Origin of the sequence: Streptomyces hydrogenans (assembly GCF_014656075.1) — a bacterium.
Lineage (GTDB): Bacteria > Actinomycetota > Actinomycetes > Streptomycetales > Streptomycetaceae > Streptomyces > Streptomyces hydrogenans.
Genome location: NZ_BNBS01000037.1, coordinates 11413 through 27738, shown reverse-complemented (window position 1 = coordinate 27738; position 16326 = coordinate 11413). Strand labels below are relative to the sequence as shown.

The 16326-nt window shown below is 69.9% G+C and carries 12 protein-coding genes; 8 read left to right on the top strand and 4 right to left on the bottom strand.

Annotated features, from left to right (window positions below; genetic code table 11):
* Positions 1 to 1263: an extracellular solute-binding protein gene (locus IE321_RS17585; protein ID WP_043231028.1), complete on the bottom strand. Its 1263-nt coding sequence runs from the start codon at positions 1261 to 1263 to the stop codon at positions 1 to 3.
* A gap of 254 nt (positions 1264 to 1517) precedes the next feature.
* Between IE321_RS17585 and IE321_RS17580 the strand changes: the two genes are divergently transcribed.
* From IE321_RS17580 to IE321_RS17565, 4 genes are all read left to right on the top strand, one after another.
* On the top strand, positions 1518 to 2384 hold the full coding sequence (locus IE321_RS17580) for a GntR family transcriptional regulator (protein ID WP_190223598.1): 867 nt from the start codon (positions 1518 to 1520) through the stop codon (positions 2382 to 2384).
* Between the two features lie 179 nt (positions 2385 to 2563).
* On the top strand, positions 2564 to 2965 hold the full coding sequence (locus IE321_RS17575; RefSeq protein WP_043231034.1) for a nuclear transport factor 2 family protein: 402 nt from the start codon (positions 2564 to 2566) through the stop codon (positions 2963 to 2965).
* A gap of 139 nt (positions 2966 to 3104) precedes the next feature.
* Positions 3105 to 3407, top strand: a complete 303-nt coding sequence (locus tag IE321_RS17570) for a hypothetical protein (protein WP_190223597.1) — start codon at positions 3105 to 3107, stop codon at positions 3405 to 3407.
* Between the two features lie 396 nt (positions 3408 to 3803).
* Entirely contained in the window at positions 3804 to 4637 is an 834-nt protein-coding gene (locus IE321_RS17565; RefSeq protein WP_190223596.1) for an eCIS core domain-containing protein, read from the top strand.
* A 135-nt stretch (positions 4638 to 4772) separates the two neighbouring features.
* Here IE321_RS17565 and IE321_RS17560 read toward each other — a convergent pair whose 3' ends face one another.
* A complete protein-coding gene (locus IE321_RS17560; RefSeq protein WP_190223595.1) occupies positions 4773 to 6125 on the bottom strand; it encodes a COG1470 family protein in 1353 nt (450 codons plus the stop codon).
* Between the two features lie 224 nt (positions 6126 to 6349).
* Here IE321_RS17560 and IE321_RS17555 point away from each other — a divergent pair, with 224 nt between their 5' ends.
* The 4 genes from IE321_RS17555 (at position 6350) to IE321_RS17540 (ending at position 11819) form a co-directional block, all read left to right on the top strand.
* Positions 6350 to 6979, top strand: a complete 630-nt coding sequence (locus tag IE321_RS17555; protein WP_043231039.1) for a helix-turn-helix transcriptional regulator — start codon at positions 6350 to 6352, stop codon at positions 6977 to 6979.
* 163 nt (positions 6980 to 7142) lie between these two features.
* Positions 7143 to 9215 (top strand): HYR domain-containing protein, encoded by a 2073-nt coding sequence (locus tag IE321_RS42845; RefSeq protein ID WP_190223594.1) that lies wholly within the window; start codon positions 7143 to 7145, stop codon positions 9213 to 9215.
* A 7-nt stretch (positions 9216 to 9222) separates the two neighbouring features.
* Positions 9223 to 9807 (top strand): Pvc16 family protein, encoded by a 585-nt coding sequence (locus IE321_RS17545; protein ID WP_190223593.1) that lies wholly within the window; start codon positions 9223 to 9225, stop codon positions 9805 to 9807.
* A gap of 29 nt (positions 9808 to 9836) precedes the next feature.
* On the top strand, positions 9837 to 11819 hold the full coding sequence (locus IE321_RS17540; RefSeq protein ID WP_190223620.1) for an ATP-binding protein: 1983 nt from the start codon (positions 9837 to 9839) through the stop codon (positions 11817 to 11819).
* A gap of 31 nt (positions 11820 to 11850) precedes the next feature.
* Here the strand turns inward: IE321_RS17540 and IE321_RS17535 are convergent, their stop codons facing one another.
* Together IE321_RS17535 and IE321_RS42000 are read right to left on the bottom strand one after the other, a co-directional pair.
* Positions 11851 to 12609, bottom strand: a complete 759-nt coding sequence (locus IE321_RS17535; protein WP_190223592.1) for a hypothetical protein — start codon at positions 12607 to 12609, stop codon at positions 11851 to 11853.
* A 27-nt stretch (positions 12610 to 12636) separates the two neighbouring features.
* Positions 12637 to 16263, bottom strand: a complete 3627-nt coding sequence (locus IE321_RS42000) for a phage tail protein (RefSeq protein WP_226652935.1) — start codon at positions 16261 to 16263, stop codon at positions 12637 to 12639.
* Between the last annotated feature and the right edge of the window lie 63 nt (positions 16264 to 16326).

Below are 16326 nucleotides of genomic sequence, written 5' to 3'. Positions count from 1 at the left end.
TCAGGAACCGCTGTTCAGGGTGGTCGTGATGGACCGGGCCGCCTCGGCCGCCGCGGCCTCGGCGTCGCGGCCGGTGAGCACGGCCGTCATGTAGTCCTTGATCGGGTTCTTGGCCTCGACCGCCGCCCACTGGGGCGTGTTGGGGGTGGCGTGTCCGTTGGCGGCGCCGACGGCCATGGCGGCGGCCCCGGGGTCGGAGGCGACGGCGGTGGCGAGGGTGGTCTTGTTGGGGACGTAGCTCATGGCGAGGGCGAGCTTGGTCTGCCAGGCGTCGCCGGTGAGTTCCTTGATGAAGGTGTACGCCTCGTCCTGGTGCGCCGCGACGGCGGGGACGACCAGGTCGGAGCCGCCGGTGAAGACGGCGCCCGGGGTGTCGGGGGTCTTGCCGGGGATGGGGAAGAAGCCCAGTCTGCCCTTGAGGGCGGGGTTCTTCTGGGCGATGACGCCGGCGCCTCCGGGGGTGGCGATGACCTGCGCGACCTGCCCCTTGGCCACGACGTCGGCCTGGAGCGGGCGGGACTCGTCGGAGTCCTTGGGGCCCTTGCCGAGCGCCTGGAGCCGCTTGTAGAACTCCATGGCCCGCAGCGCTTCGGGGCTGTCCAGGCCGCCCTTCCAGCCGCCGCCGTCCTGGACGGCGAGGTCGCCGCCCTCGTCCCAGACGAAGCCGGCGAGGGCGAACCAGTTCTGGCCCGGGAGGTAGATACCCTGCACGTCTCCCTGGTCGAGCTTCTCGGTGGCGGCGATCCACTGGTCCCGCGTCTTGATCTTCGTGGCGTCGACACCCGCCTTCCGGAAGAGGTCGGTGCGGTAGATGACGACGCGGTTGGCCGCGTAGTACGGGATGCCGTACTGCTTGCCCTCCCAGGCGCCGGGCTCGGCGAGCCCTTCGAGCCAGAAGTCGCCGTCGAGCTCGTCGACCTTGTCGGTGAAGTCGGTGAGCCCCCCGCTCTGGGCGTACTGGGCGACCTGGGTGTTGCCGACCTCGATGACGTCCGGGGCGTCGTTGCTGGCCAGGGCGGCGGTGACCTTCTCGCCGATGCCCTCCCACTCCTGGATCTGGATTCTGACGTCGATCTCCGGGTGGGCCTTCTCGAAGCCGGTCTCGAACTCCTTCTGGAAGGCGTCCGAGACGCTGTCGCGCATCAGCCAGACGTCGAGGACGGTGGGCCCGCCGGCGTCCTGCCCGTCACCGGACGAGGAACAGGCGACGAGTCCGGTGCTCAGCAGCAGGGCGCCGAGCAGGGCGAGGGGGCGGTGCTTCACGATTCACCTCTGGGGGGGCCGGGAACGGAGGCAAACCCCGAGTTGACCACTTGACCTGTCAGGGGTTTACCAGTTGGCGCGAGATGAAGGTGGCATGGACCAATGTCGCCGTCAACCCCCGCAGCATTGACGGAATTTGGCTGCCAACGGCCGAAAGGAGATGGCTGCACCCACCATCCGGAGCGACGTTGAAACCTGACCAGTGGACCAGTTAAGGTTGACCAGCGAACGTCCCGACGACGAACGAGAGCCTTATGGAGATCGACGCGGCAGCCTCCGGCGCGATGCTCAAGCGCGAACGGGTCCGTGACGCGATCCTCGAGCTCATCGAGGCGAGGCGCCCCGGCGACGCCATCCCGTCCGAACGCGTCCTCTGCGCCCGGCTCGGCGTGTCACGCCCCACCCTGCGCGCGGCCGTCGACGAGCTGGTCGTCGCGGGACTGCTGGTCCGCGAGCACGGCCGGGGCATGTTCGTGGCCGCGGAGAAGATCACCCAGGAGCTGATCTCCGACCGGAACGCCTTCACCCTCCCGCAGGCCGGCGGCGTGTGGACCAGCAGACTGCTGGAGTTCCGCACGCTCCCGGCCGGCGCCCGCGTCAGCCGCAAGCTCCGCGTCTCCCCCGCCGCCGAGATCCTGTACGTGGCCCGGCTCCGCCTCGTGGACGGCTCCCCCATGGCCATCGAGCACCTGCACGTCCGGGCCGACCTCGCCCCCGGGCTGACCAGCGAGGAACTCGAACAGGGCGATCTCTACGAGCACCTCCGGGACCACCACGGGGTCCAGGTCAGCGAGGCGGTGCAGTCCATCGAACCCACCGTCGTCACCCGGGCCGAAGCCGACCTGCTCGACGTGCCGGAGCTCTCCCCCGCGCTCCTCTTCGAGCGGCTCACCACCGATTCCCGCGGCCGCGCGGTGGAGTACGTCCACTCGCTCTACCGCGGCGACCGCTACCGCATCGTCTCGCGCCTCACCCTCGGCGCCGGCGAGGAACAGCCCGGCGCCCACGACGAACAGCCCCCGGCGAAGCAGGGCCACCATCCGGGCATCCCCCCGGGCGACTTCACCGGCGGCGATCCGGTCACCTTCTCCACCCGGGGCGTCGTCCAGCAGAGCCCCTGACGGGCACGCGGCGAGAACAGCCGACCTTCCCCGCGCGCCGGCACACCGCTCCACGCGGCACACCCCCACGGGGACCGGTGTGCGGCGGCGTGCGCGCGGACGGTCGGGGTGGACAGGTCCCCCACCTCGCCCTACCCTCCGAGTCACCTATTCATTTAGTTGACTATGGAGATGCGCTCATGCACCCCTTCCGCCAGGCCGTGGAGCGGCGCGACGAGGACGCCATCGCGGCGCTGCTCGCCGAGGACGTCGTCTTCACCAGTCCCATCGCCTTCAAGCCGTACCCCGGCAAGGCCATCACGGCCGCGATCCTGCGCGCGGTGATGCGGGTCCTCGACGACTTCACCTACGTCCGCGAGATCGGGGACCCCGAGGGCCGCGACCACGCCCTGGTCTTCACCGCGACCGTCGACGGACGGCGGATCCAGGGCTGCGACTTCCTCCATCTCGACGAGGACGGGAAGATCGACGACTTCACCGTCATGGTCCGGCCGCTGTCCGCCGCACAGGCCCTCGCCGCCGCGATGGGAGCGCAGTTCGACCGCATCACCCAGGAGGCCTCCGAGGCCGCGGGCGCCTGAACGGCCCTGCCACACGGACGGGTTCTTCCGCGCGCCTGGAGAGTGAATCCGCCCCCCGCGAGTGGATCTTGAACGGCTCGGGTCGGTAGCTGTGGGGCGAGCCCGCGCCGATGCGGGATCGTCCGTGATGAGGATGCCCATGCGTACACGAGCCGTTCTGATCTCCCTGGTCGCCGCGAGCGCGGTGCTCGGCCTCGCCGGGTCCGCCCAGGCCGCCGCCACCGGCGACGTCGTCGTCTTCTCGACCGAGGTCCAGCCGCTGGACGTCTACCGCGACCCGGCCGGGTGCCACCAGCTGCCCACCGTCGCCCACGTCCTGACGAACCAGACGGACCGTCCGGTGAAGGTCTACGGCAACCCGTTCTGCCTCGGCCCCTCGGTCGTCGTCCAGCCCGGTTACGGAACCCACGTCCCCGGCGGCGCCGGTTCGTTCTCCGCCTGACCGGCCGTCAGGGGCCGACTCACTCGTTCGGGTCATGACCACCGGATCGGTTCGTCCCGGCGGGCGGGCGGCCGCTACGGTGGGAAGCACGGAGGGAGAGCCGACTGGTCGTTGGTCCCCGCTCCGCATGTGCCCCACACCTCCGGGTGTGGGGCACAGTCATGTGCGGAGCCGCCGACGGAGGCCCGGCCCACCGCCGGGTCCGGTCGGCTGAGGGAGCCGGGGTCTGGCGTCTCACAGGCCTCCTCCGGCCGCCTGCGCGAAGGGGCAGCGCTTCCTGCCCCCGGCGACACGGGCGCGGCCTGGACGGGGGCAGGGGCGGATGGGGACGCTGGGGGTCGGGGGCCTCCGCGTCCCCGTGGAGGACGCCTTCGGGGACCGTTCGGGGAGCTGACGATGAGTGCGTACGAGCACGAGCACGGCCATGATCACGACCACGACCACCACCAGGAGCACGCCCCCGGCCCCGTGCGGGACGACCGGCTCCACGACGACCGCGCCCAGGACGGCGGCCCGGGCGCGGCACGGCTCTTCGAGGCCGCGGCGACCGGGCGCGCGGACGTGGTCGGCGCGTCCGGCCTGGGGGCGCTCCAGCGGGCCGTGGGCAACGGAGCCGTCGGCGCGATGGTCCAGCGCAGCCGGAGCACGACCCCCGAGGCGGCCGAAGAGGGCGCGCGGTCGCCGGTGCACGACGTGCTGGCCTCGGGCGGCGGGCAGCCGCTCGACACCGCGACCCGCGGCGACATGGAGGCCCGGATGGGCGCGGACTTCTCCGACGTGCGGATCCACACCGACGCCGCGGCGGACGCCTCCGCGAAGGGCATCGGCGCGCACGCCTACACGGTCGGCAACAACGTGGTGTTCCAGCGGGCGGCGTACGACCCGGCCTCGCCGCAGGGGCGTACGACGCTGGCGCACGAGCTGACCCACGTGATCCAGCAGCGCAGCGGGCCGGTCGAGGGCACGGAGGCGCCCGGCGGGATCCGGGTGAGCGACCCCTCGGACCGTTTCGAACGGGAGGCCGTCGCCAACGCGGAGCGGGTCCTGGCGGAACCCTCGGCCCCCGCCGCGCCCGCACCGGTCGCCGCGCCCGCGCCGCCCGCGGCACCGGCCGTGCAGCGGGCCGCGACGGAGGACGAGGACGAGCAGCCCGCCGACGTCCAGGGCTCGTTCGTGCAGCGGGCGGCGGAGGCGGGCGCCGAGGAGGAGGAAGAGGCCCCGTCCGCGTAGCCGGGATCCGCTGTCGTGGATCCGGACGGCGCGGGCGGGGCCTCGGGGCGGTGCCCGGTTCTCAGGGGTGCGCGGCCCTCAGGGGTGGCCCCTGACCCTCAAGGGTGCCCGACCCTCCGGGGTGGCCCCCGGCCCTCAGGACTTGGTGGACTGCATGGTGCCGCCGAGGAAGAGGGACTGGGCGCAGCGGCTGGGCGCCGGGGCGTTGACCGGGCGGCCGACCTTGCGGCAGTCCACGGTCATCGTCACCTGGCCGCCGGCCGGCACCAGGATCGGGGTGACGAAGTGGTAGTCGGAGTCACGGAAGTTCTCCAGGGCCAGGGTCAGGATCCGGGAGCCGCCGTCGCCGGTGATGACGACGGTGCCGGCGTCGCCCTGCGGGTTCTGGACCAGGATGTCGGTGAGCCGGAAGGTCTTCCCGGCCGGCACGGTCAGCGCCGTACCGCTCCGCGATCCTCCGCCGACACCGTCCCTGACCTGCACCTGGGCACTGGACGGCTCGGCGGGCGGCAGCGGCTTGGCGGTGGCCTTCGCGCTGGGCTTCACGCTCGGCTTCGCGCTGGGCTTCACGCTCGCCGTGGGAGTGGGGGTGGGCGCCGGGGTGGGCGTGGCCGACGCACCGCCGGAGCCGCCGCCGGTCTGTCCTCCGGTCTGTCCGCCGCTCTGGTCGGGGCCGGAGGTCGCGGAGGCGATGACCTCGGGGGTGATCGCCTCACGGGCCGCCGACTTCACCGCCGGCCGGAGCATGCCGTACCAGAAGCCGGTCAGGATCAGGGCGAGCACGAAGGCGAGGATCAGGGCGCGCGGCAGCCAGCGCGGCAGGATCGCTTCCTGCTGGTAGGACCCGTCGAGCACGACCGGGGCGGGCGGTTCCTCACCCTCGGGCGCGGGCGGCGCGACGACGGCCTGGAAGGTGTGCAGGACCGGGGTGCCGCGCCACAGCCGCTTCGCGGGCTTGACGCGCAGTTCGGCGAAGGCGGCGCGGCCCGGTTCGACCCGCAGCTCCGGCCGGGTGAAGGTGATCCCGGCCCGCTCGGTGCCGGAGCGGGCGGTCAGCGCGACGGTGAGCGGAGCGTTGCCCCGGTTGTCGACCGCCACCTTGTGGGCACCGCGCAGCACACCGTGCGAGCCCCTGGGGACCAGCTCGGCGGTGACCTCGGTGAACGGGGCGACGGTCACCCGGCCCTCGGGCACGACCGGTTCGGCGTGGTCGCTGGTGGGGACCACGCGGACGCCGAAGGGCGTCTCGCCCGCGGGCACGGACGGGTCACGGGGCGGCCGGAAGGTGACCTGGACGGTCTCCGCGCTGCCCGGGTACAGGGAGAGGGTCGCCGGTTCCACCGTCGTCCAGGCGGCACAGGCTCCGGCCACCTCGAAGCGGTACTCCTCCACGGTGGTTCCGGAGTTGCGCACCTGAAGAGGGAGGCTCGTCTCTTCGCCCGGTACGGCGGTGACGGACGATGCGTCGAGGCTTACCGTAAGACTCATGGGCGCACCGTAGGATCCGGCCGCCTCCACAGCATCGTCAGATCAGGAACACTTTCGGGCAGATTCCGTGCCCGAAGCAACGATTCAGTTTTCATGACGGTCAGTCAGGGAATCTCCCGTCCGCCGAACCACCAGAGAGACTGGCGTTGTTGACGTTGCTGATGGTGGACACGGGGGCCCCGCGTCATTCGCGTCGCCCCCGCTCGCCCGGGGGGAGCCGGACCATGGAACGCACGGCAGTAGCACTGCGCGCGCAGGACCCGATCTCACAGGCGGGGGTGACGAGTCAGTTACGCACCCGCCCCGAGATCAACGTGACGGAATGGAGCGAGACGGCGGACCCCGCACCCGAGGTCGTCGTGCTCGTGGTGGACACGGTCGACGAGGACGTGCTGCGGCTGCTGCGGCACATCCGGCGCACCAGCACCTCGCGCCCGGTCCTCGTGACGACGGACATCGACGAACAGAAGCTCGTGAGCGCGGCGGAGTGCGGGGTCGCCGGCGTGATCCGCCGGGCGGAGGCGACACCGGAACACCTGGTGCACGTGATCGGCACGGTCGCGAAGGGCGCCGGACACCTCCCCTCCGACCTGGTGGGACGCCTCCTGGAGGAGGTCGGCCGCCTCCAGGGCCAGGTCCTCGGCCCGCGCGGGCTGCACTTCACGGGCCTCGCGGCGCGCGAGGTCGACGTACTGCGCCTGGTCGCGGAGGGCTACGACACGGCGGACATCGCCGCGAAGCTCTCGTACTCCGAGCGCACCATCAAGAACGTCCTGCACGCGGTCATCACCCGACTCCAGCTCCGCAACCGCTCGCACGCGGTGGCGTACGCGATGCGGCAGGGGCTGATCTGAGGGGAACGGTCGGGGTCGGCCTCACCTGAGGCCGGCGTCGGTGAGGGTTGCCCATAGGTGCAGAACTCCCTTCCCCCAAAGGTGACTTGAGGCACGAGGACAATCGGGGACCGGTACGGCATCCTCGGGCCGTCGAGCGACGTGAGGTCGAGGGGGTTGTGCCGTGCGCTGGTTCCAGTCGTCCGGGCGTACGGAGCCGTCGGCGCCCCGGCGGCCCGGTCGCCGCACACCGGCCCGGGCCTCACTCGCCCTGCTGCTCCTCGCGGCCGGAGCCGTACCGGCGTCGACGTCCGCCTCCGCCGTGCCGGTGCCCGTCGAGCCGGTCACGCCGGCGGTCGTGTCGCAGGCGCTGGATCCCGGTGCGTCGCTCCAGGTCGACAAGCAGGTCCGGACCCCGGTGGTGCCGCCGATGCCGGAGGTCGTGCTGCTGGTGGACGGGACCGGGAGCATGGAGGAGGCGATCGCGGACGTACGCGGCGGGCTGCCGAGCATCATCGACCGGGTGCGCTCGGCGCAGCCGGACGCCCGCTTCGCCGTGACGACCTTCGGCGACCAGGTGGGCGACGTGGACGCCGGCTTCGGCGTCAAGACCGAACTCACCACCGACGACGATGCTTTGGGAAGGGGCGTGAGGGCCCTCGGCACCGACCTCGGCTGGCGCAGCGACGGTCCGTCCGAGGACTGGATCAACGGCCTGTGGCAGATCGCGGCCGGTGCGGGCGGCAAGACGATCTTCCGCGAGAACTCCAGTCCGGTCGTCGTCCTGGTCAGTGACGCCTCCAGCCACAATCCCAGCAACGGGCACTCCATCGAGGACACGATCTTCTCCCTCCAGGACAAGAACGTCCGGGTCCTCGGTGTCGAGGTCGACACCCCGCGCGGCGACGGCCTTGACGGCAACGGTGACGCGGGCATCCCCGACCAGAAGGAGGATCCGCCCACCACCCGCGGCCAGGCCACCCGCATCATCGAGGCCACCGGCGGCCGCAAGCTCGCGGGGATCGATCCGGGCCAGGTCGCCGAGGCCATCGTCGAGGGGCTCACCAACCTCCCCACCCGGGTGGGCCACACCCTGGAGTCCTGCGACCCCGGCCTGTCCGTGACCCTCGACCCGCCGACCCGTGACGTCGTCAGCGGCGAGACCGCCTCCTTCGCCGAGACGATCACGGTCGCGCCGGACGCGCCCCAGGGCGCCACCCTCACCTGCACCGTGCACTTCCCGCTCGGCACCCAGGCCCCGGACACGACGGCGATCGGGGCGGCCGCCGCCGACCCCGGCTTCCGCCAGGAGATCTCGATCACCGTCAACGACGTGTCCGCGCCCGTCGTCACCCTCGACGACCGCCTCGCCCGGGCCGGTGACGACGCGGGCACCACGATCACCTACACGGCCACCGCCGAGGACGCCAAGGACGGCCCACTGACGCCGAGTTGCACCCCGGCGTCCGGCTCTCGCTTTCCCGTGGGCAGCACCACCGTCACCTGCACGGCCACCGACGCGGCCGGCAACACCGGGACGGACACGGCCGTCTTCCGCGTCCTGCCGCCGCTGACACCGCCGCCCGGTACGGACCCGCCGCCCCCCGTGCCGCCCTCCGCCGACGTCGCCGTCTCCGTCTCCCTCTCCCCCGCGCGCGCCTACACGGGCCGCCCGGTCACCGCCCGCTACACGCTCACCAACGCCGGCCCCGACACCGCCCAGCGCGTCGTCCTCGCCACCACCTGGCCCTCGGCGCCGGGCCGCACCCTCACCAGCCCCGACCGCTGCACGACCGCCGCGCCCTGCTCCATCCCCCCGGGTGGCCGCGTGGTGGTCACCGAGACGGCCACCTACCAGGAGGCCCTGTCCGGAACCGTCCGGGCGACGGCCGGCGGTCTGCCTCCCGACCCGGAGGCCGCGAACAACACGGCCACGGCGCCGCTGCGGGTGACCCAGCCCCGCCTGGAGGTGACCCCGCGGGTGGTCAAGCCGGGCGAACCCGTGACCGTGCGGGGCACGGACTTCCCGCCCGGGGAGCTCGTACGGCTCGTCTGGTCCCCGGGCCTGACCGCCGACAGCACGCCCCTGCGGGTGGGCCCCGACGGCCGCTTCGAGGCCCAGGTCCTCGTGCTGCGCAAGGACCGGACCGGGCCGCGGTCGCTGCGCGCGGAGGTCGCGCGCCTGGAACGCCTGGAGGAACCCGTGCTGGTCGTCCGCCACGCGCTCCAGCCGCCGGACTTCGCGGGCCGGGGGTGAGGTTCCGTTGATCCACGAGGTCGACGACGTGCTGCGCTCCCTGATCCGCGCCGAGGTCCTGGAGGGCGGACAGGTGGCGGTGGTCTTCGACGCGCCCACGCGCGAGTGGGCAGCGAAGGTGAACGCGCCGATGGTGAACCTGTACCTGTACGACATCCGCGAGGACATGCGGCGGCGCGAGCGCGGCCTGCACAACGAGTACGACGAGCGCGGCGTGGTCGTCGCCCGCCGCCGCCCGCCCCGCTACTTCAAACTGTCGTACCTGATCACCGCCTGGACGAAACGCCCCGAGGACGAACACCGCCTGCTCTCCTCCCTCCTGGCCTGTCTGCTCCGCTACGAGGCGCTGCCGCCGGCCCGGCTCACCGGCTCGCTCGCGGAAATCGGCGCCGCCGTCCCCCTGTCGATCGCGCTGCCCCCGCCCGAAGACCGGTCCTTCGCGGACGTGTGGAGCGCGCTGGGCGGCGAACTGAAGCCGTCCCTTGACCTGGTGGTGAGCGTTCCGGTGACGGCCTCGCCGAGGTACCCGGCCGGCCCGCCGGTCGGCGACGAGAGCCTGGACGTCCGCCTCGGCGAGGGGCTCGGCACGTGACCGCCGGACTCCTCTCCCTGGCACGCGAGATGGAGCTGAGGATCCGGCGTGCGGTGGAGGCCCGCCGCGCGACGGACCCGGACCCGGACGACGCCTTCCGCGGCCTGTACCTCACGGAGGAGGCGGTGGAGCGGCTGCTGGACGCGCCGCGATCCTTTCCGCCGCCGGAGCCGACGGGCCGGGCCGCCCCGGACTCCCGACTGGGCTCGCTGGCACGGGACTTCGGCCTGTCCGCCCTGGACGTGGACATCCTGCTGATCGCGCTGCTCCCGGACCTGGACGACCGCTTCGAGTCGTTCTACGGCTACCTCAACGACGACGTGACCCGGCGCAGGCCCTCGGCCGGCCTGGCCCTCGGCCTGTGCGGCATGCCGCACGCGGACCGGGAGGCGCGGGCGCGACTCGGCGAGCGGGCCCCGCTGCGGGCCGGCGGCCTGCTCCTGGTGGAGGACCGGGACCGCCCCTTCCTGGGCCGCGCGCTGCGGGTCCCCGACCGGGTGACGGCCTATCTGCTGGGCGACGACACCCCGGACCCGCGGCTCGCCGAGGTACGGGCCCCGTGGGAGGCGATCCGGGGAGTGGGCGACCCGGCTCCCCTGGCCCGCTTCCTGTCCTCGGACTCCTCCGGCCTGGTCTACCTCCAGGAGGACCAGGGCGGTGCGGGTACGGCCCTGGCCGCGTCGGCCCTGGAGGCGGCGGACCGGACGGTCCTCGCCGTCGACCTGGCGCGACTGGCCGAGGACCCGGCCCCGGCGGAGGCCGTCCGCTGTCTCCTCCGCGAGGCCCGCCTGACGGGCGCAGGCCTGGTCTGCGCGCCGGTGGACGCGGTGGCCCGGGAGCGCCCCGGCCTGCTGCGCGCGGTGACCGACCTGCCGGTCCCGGTGGTCATGGTCGGCCGCCTGCCCTGGGACGCGGCGTGGTCGACGGCCCCGCCGCTGCTGCTCCGTGCACCCAGGGTGGACCCGGAGGCGCGGGCGGCGCTGTGGTACGAGAGCGCGGCCGAGGAGGTGTCCCTCCCCGTCCAGGAGCTCCTCTCCCCCTTTCTCCTCACCCCGGAGCAGGTCGTGCGGGCGGCGAAGGCGGCGGTGCAGAAGGCTTGCGTGGAGGCCGCCCCGCTCTCGGCCGACCACGTCCGCCAGGGCGCCCGGGCCCAGAACGCGGCCGGCCTGGACCGCCTGGCCCGCCGCATCGAACCCACCGTCACCTGGCAGGACCTGGTGCTCCCGCCGGACACCGAGACCCAGCTCCGCGAACTGACCTCCCGCGCCCGCCACCGCGACCACGTCCTGGGCACCTGGTCGATGCGCCCGGGAGGAGGCAGGGGCCGAGGAGTAGCAGCCCTGTTCGCCGGCGACTCGGGCACGGGCAAAACAATGTCCGCGGAGGTGATCGCAGCGGACCTGGGCCTGGACCTGTACACGGTCGACCTGGCGACGGTCATCGACAAGTACGTGGGCGAGACGGAGAAGAACCTGGAACGCATCTTCACGGAAGCGGCGGGCGTCAACGGCGTCCTCCTCTTCGACGAGGCGGACGCCGTCTTCGGCAAGCGCTCGGACGTGAAGGACGCCCACGACCGCTACGCGAACGTGGAGTCCGCGTACCTCCTCCAGCGCATGGAGTCCTTCGACGGCCTGGCCATCCTGGCCACCAACCTCCGAGCCAACCTGGACGACGCCTTCACCCGCCGCCTAGACCTCATCGTCGACTTCCCCGTCCCCGACACCCCCCAACGCCTCACCCTCTGGGACCGCACCCTCGGCCCCCATCTCCCCAGAGCCACCGACCTGGACCTCCCCTTCTGCGCGGAGGCCTTCGAACTGTCGGGCGGCAACATCCGCTCGATCGCGGTGACAGCGGCGTACTTGGCGGCGGAGGCGGCCGGCCCCCTGACAATGCCGATGCTGATCCACGCGGTACAGAGGGAGTACCAGAAACTGGGGCGGCTGACTTTGGCGTCGGAGTTCGGAAGATACGCCAACCTTCTGCCTGGACATGAAAAAGTGATATAGGATTCCCGATTTTTCAAACAAGAGAGAACCTTCACCCTTCCCTGAGAAGTTCGAGAAACTGATACGCAGGATATTCTCTGACCTCGGGCCACGTGGCGACCGTACGTTCCAGTAGCGGCCTAAATCGCCCCATATCCATCTCCGCCAGAGCCGTACCCGCTATCGCCTGAATCTCTATGTCTCCGGAATTCAGCGCCTGCAACAGCCAGTTGACAGCCGTAGGAGACGGAGACATTCCTATAGCACCCAGCGCCGGCCATCGACTGCGGTGCGGAATGGATTCATCGAAAGCCACCAGCGCCAGGGCCGCGATCAAACTCTCCGACTCCTCGCCGCCTGATGGCAATACCTCAAGCACACGGGCAGCCGCATATCCAGCGCTCTCCAGACCCTCCTCCGACCGAACGAAGGAAAGAGCTTTCAAGACCAACTGCGTGTCTTGGGTCGGCTCCACCAGATCGACGATGGCAGACAGCGCCGTAGTCACGCGCCCTTCCGATATCCCTCCTCCCTCTCGATCATCACCATTCAACTCATTGCGCAGCACAGCGCGCGCCCGTTCAAGAACTTCAGTCTCCTCAGCGTCGAACCGATTAACCCCGCCAAATCGAACAGAGGATGCAGCGCTGGAGTAGTAATTGATCGCCACACACACGGCATCAGCGTCGCCACTACGAAGCAGCGCATGGAATGCTTCCGGCACCTCCTTACTTTCGCGCGGCCCCAGCAGCTCGAGGCGCAGCACCTCCAGAACCTCGTCACGAAGCTTGAACTGCTGCCAGTAGTGCACGCTAGCCATCCTTTCATTGAAGTTGCCCTACTCACCCTCGCCAGGCATCACTTTGAGGATCCCATCACCCTTCCCAAAATACACACCACGACTCCTCTTGTAGTCAGCACGCGCCTCATCAATCTTCTCCTCCGAAAGATCCTGGATAGCAGCTTTCGGAATCGCACCGAAGATCAGAACCTCCTGCGTGCGAATCGTGTCACGAACCGCCCTCACCGCCCGATCCGAACTCGTATTCTTCTTCAATAGGTACTTCTGATGCGACTCCACCGTGGTGAGATTCCTCAAATTATTAGAATTAATGTAGGCCAAATCGATTTCTATCCGCTCCTTCTTCTTGCCGAACATCTCGCCGTGCGGATTTCGAACATCCCCAGAGGGAACCGTAGTGGCCGAGACCCAGGGGCTACCTTTGTTCGAGCCATTCACGTGCATCGCTTCGTCGACGGTACCCTTGACTTTACTTTTCGGAATCCCATTTCCACTCTTAATGTTCCCCCGATCGACCTCCGTAGTGTTTCGAACCACATATCTCGGAACCTTCTGACCGTCCAAATCATGGACGTAAGAGAACTTCGCGTCAGGAAGGTCGACCCAGACATCCTGCTGATGCCCTTCCTCCTCCCTGCCCATGTTCATATAATCCCGAAGCCAATGCACGTAACCGATCGGAGAAGGATCGACAGACTTCCCATTTATTACCACGAAGAGAATGCAAATGTCTTCCGACATGGGCTCCCAAAGCAGTTCGAACCCTTCCCCCTTCGAACGCTTCACCTCTGGCATTTCATCCACGATACGCTTGACTTCCGGCAGGAATCTCTCTCCATGATATTTCGCACTGGGCAGCTCCTCCAAACGGCGCCCTATCGCTGCACGCAGGTCCCTAGCTTCATCAGGTAGCGAGAAGACTCTAAATTCCGCCTCCGGGTTAACCTTGGCAAATATCTTCCATGTATACGATTCACCGATTCTCGATGCTCGAAGTTCAGCCAGCCGATGCTTGCGTTTGATCAACCCCAAGCGGGCATTGAGAATCGCCCCCAGACGCTGCCTACCATCCATCAGAGCCTCGGCCTCCGCCACGGCCCGCTTCAGTCGATCACTCTTGTCTCCTTCGGCGCTCTTAGGGTCTGCACCCTTCCTTTGCGACCCCTTCACAGCATCACTGGGCTTACCACTCTTCCCTTTCAGCTTCTGCCAGAGCGCCCTACCCTTCTTGGCTATAAAGTCGACGATCTTGTCGATGGCTCGGTTGACCGGCTTCGAGACCGCCTGAAAGACGGACTTAACCTTGTTGGCGAGGTTGCCGATGCCCAGGAGGGCGGCGAGGAAGCCGATCAGGAGGGGGATGCTGGCGGCGAGGGCGGTTTCCACCATCTTGGGGACGCCGGCCGCGCCGCCGTTGGCTATTTCTATGACCGCGTCCAGGACGGCGTTGACGAAGTCGGCTATCTGGGCGCCCTGGTTCACGACGAAGGTGACGATGTCGATGATGCCCTTGACCGCGCGGACGAAGGCGGAGGCGGGGTTGAGGAGGGAGAGGATCCAGGTGACGCCGGCGATGATGACGGTGGGGACCAGGTATTCCGTCAGTTTGGAGAGGATCGTCGATTTGAGGTCGCCCGCTTCCGCCTCGATCTCCTTGACCGCGCCCGCCGGGCCCTCCTTCGCCAGGGACTGGGCGACCGGGACCGACGTCTCGACCGCCGTCATCGCCTCTTCCGGGACGCCCTTGCGGGTGATGCGGGTGCGGATGTTGTCCCAGGTGAGGCCGAGGAGGGAGGTGATGAGGGTGATGATGCCGCGGAGGTCGAAGCGTTCGGGGATCTCCAGGCCGGCCTTGGTGGCGGTGCCCAGGAGCCAGGAGACGAGGCCCTTCTTCAGGTGGTCGCCGATGTTGGCGACGAAGAGGTTGAGGCCGGCGCCCACCGCCTTGACCAGGTTGCCCAGGAAGCCGATCGGGTCCTTGATGATCTTCATGATGGCCGAGGCGGCCTTGGCCAGGATGCCGAGGAGGAGGTTCTTCAGTTCGTTGATCGTCTTGATGACGCCGACGATCGCGTCCTTCGCCTTGTCGATGAGGCCCTTGTTGGCCTCCTGGAGCTTCTTGATCTCCTCGTCCACCGCGTTGAGCGCGGCCGTGTACTTGTTCGCCAGGTCCTGGACCAGCTGCTGCGACTTCTCGTCGACGCTCGCTTCCAGGTCCTCGAACTTGCCCGCGAAGTCCTGCTGGGCCTCCTCGCCGAAGGACTTGAGGTCGGCGGGGAGTTTGTCGACCTCCGCCTTGAGGTCCGACCTGCCCTGGGCAATCCGCGTCTTCGCGCGGCCCAGTTCCACGCCGATCATGTCCGCCACGGACGAGATGACCGTGCGCATGCGGGCGACGTACAGCTTGCGTGACTCCTGGTAGAGGTCGTTCGCCTCCTGGGGCATGCCGGCGAACTTGTCCTTCAGCCAGCGGCCCTTGCCGAGGAAGCCCCCGTACCGCTTGTCCTTGTACTTCTTCATGCGGGCCTTGTGGTCGGCCGTGAAGGCGTCCCGCGCGGACTTCTCACCGGTGGTGAACGCGGTGTCGACCTTCTGGTCGAGGCCCGTCAGCGTCGTCTCGACGTCCTTCTTCGTCGCGTCGAAGACCTTCTGGAGCTTCGCGGTGACCTCGGCCCGCTTCCGCTCGTCCTTCGACTTCGTCTCGCCCTTGCCGCCGTCGACCGCCTTCCCCGCCGCCGCCCGGGTGGCCGTCAGGGTGTTCATGGCCTGGGCGCCCGCCGCGGCCGCGCCCGCCTTCGCCGTCGCCAGCTGCTGGTCCTCGGCCGTGTGCGCCTTGCCCGGGGCCTTCGCGGAGTCCGTCTCCGCCGTCTTCTTCGCCTTCAGGGCGTCGTCGAACTCCGGCTCGTTGCCCTTGGCCAGCTGTTCCTCGGTGACCTCGGCGTCGGCCATCGCCTTGTCGTTCTCCGCCGGGCCCTGGGAGAAGTCCGTGACCGCGGGTGGCTGCTTCTCCGGGATCGCGTCGGCGGCGCTCGGGGCACCCGGGTTTCCGGGCGCGTTGTCCGGGGTCATCGGCGTGACGGGCTTGTCCTTCGCCGCCGACGTGTCCGGCGGGGCCTTCGTCGTGGTCTCGATGTCCTTGGCGGAGGTGTTCTTGCCGTCGGTGACCTTGCCGTCGACCTCGTCCTTCACCTTGTCGGCCTTGCCGGACTTGGAGAACTTGTCGGCCTCGTCGAGGTTCTTCGGCGCCTGCGCCTCGATCGCCTTGTCGACGGCCGCGACGAAGGCCGCCTTGTCGAACTCCCCCGGTTTCGCCGCGTTCATCTTCTCGGCGTTCGCGGCCTTGCCCTGCGCCTCCTTGTCGTCGGGAGGCGCGACCGCCGCGTCCTGCGCCGACTTCGACTCGGCGGCGGCCGGCGCGTGCGCGGCCATGGTGCGCTTCTTCGCCGCCACGTCCGCGCCGACCCGGCGGAATCCGGGCGCGGCGTTCGCGGGGGTCTTCACCGGGGCCGTGTAGCGCTGGGCCACGAGGCGGGCCACCGCCGCGTTGCCCACCGCGCCCTGGAGGCGCTGCACGCTGTGCGGGGAGAGGCCGGGTGCGGGAGCGGGGGCCGGGGTGTCGGCTTGCGTCCGTCCGGTCGGCTTCTTCTCCGGGACCTCCTTCATCCGTCCCCTCCCGGTAGCCGTGGCCGCACGGCCAGGCTGCCCGCCGGTCCGTCCCGCGAGCAG

Coding starts and splice junctions, on each gene's coding strand:
- IE321_RS17580 (WP_190223598.1), top strand. CDS start 1,518: ATGGAGATCGACGCGGCAGCCTCCGGCGCGATGCTCAAGCGCGAACGG.
- IE321_RS17540 (WP_190223620.1), top strand. CDS start 9,837: ATGGAGCTGAGGATCCGGCGTGCGGTGGAGGCCCGCCGCGCGACGGAC.
- IE321_RS17575 (WP_043231034.1), top strand. CDS start 2,564: ATGCACCCCTTCCGCCAGGCCGTGGAGCGGCGCGACGAGGACGCCATC.
- IE321_RS17555 (WP_043231039.1), top strand. CDS start 6,350: ATGGAACGCACGGCAGTAGCACTGCGCGCGCAGGACCCGATCTCACAG.
- IE321_RS17560 (WP_190223595.1), bottom strand. CDS start 6,125: ATGAGTCTTACGGTAAGCCTCGACGCATCGTCCGTCACCGCCGTACCG.
- IE321_RS17565 (WP_190223596.1), top strand. CDS start 3,804: ATGAGTGCGTACGAGCACGAGCACGGCCATGATCACGACCACGACCAC.
- IE321_RS42000 (WP_226652935.1), bottom strand. CDS start 16,263: ATGAAGGAGGTCCCGGAGAAGAAGCCGACCGGACGGACGCAAGCCGAC.
- IE321_RS17570 (WP_190223597.1), top strand. CDS start 3,105: ATGCGTACACGAGCCGTTCTGATCTCCCTGGTCGCCGCGAGCGCGGTG.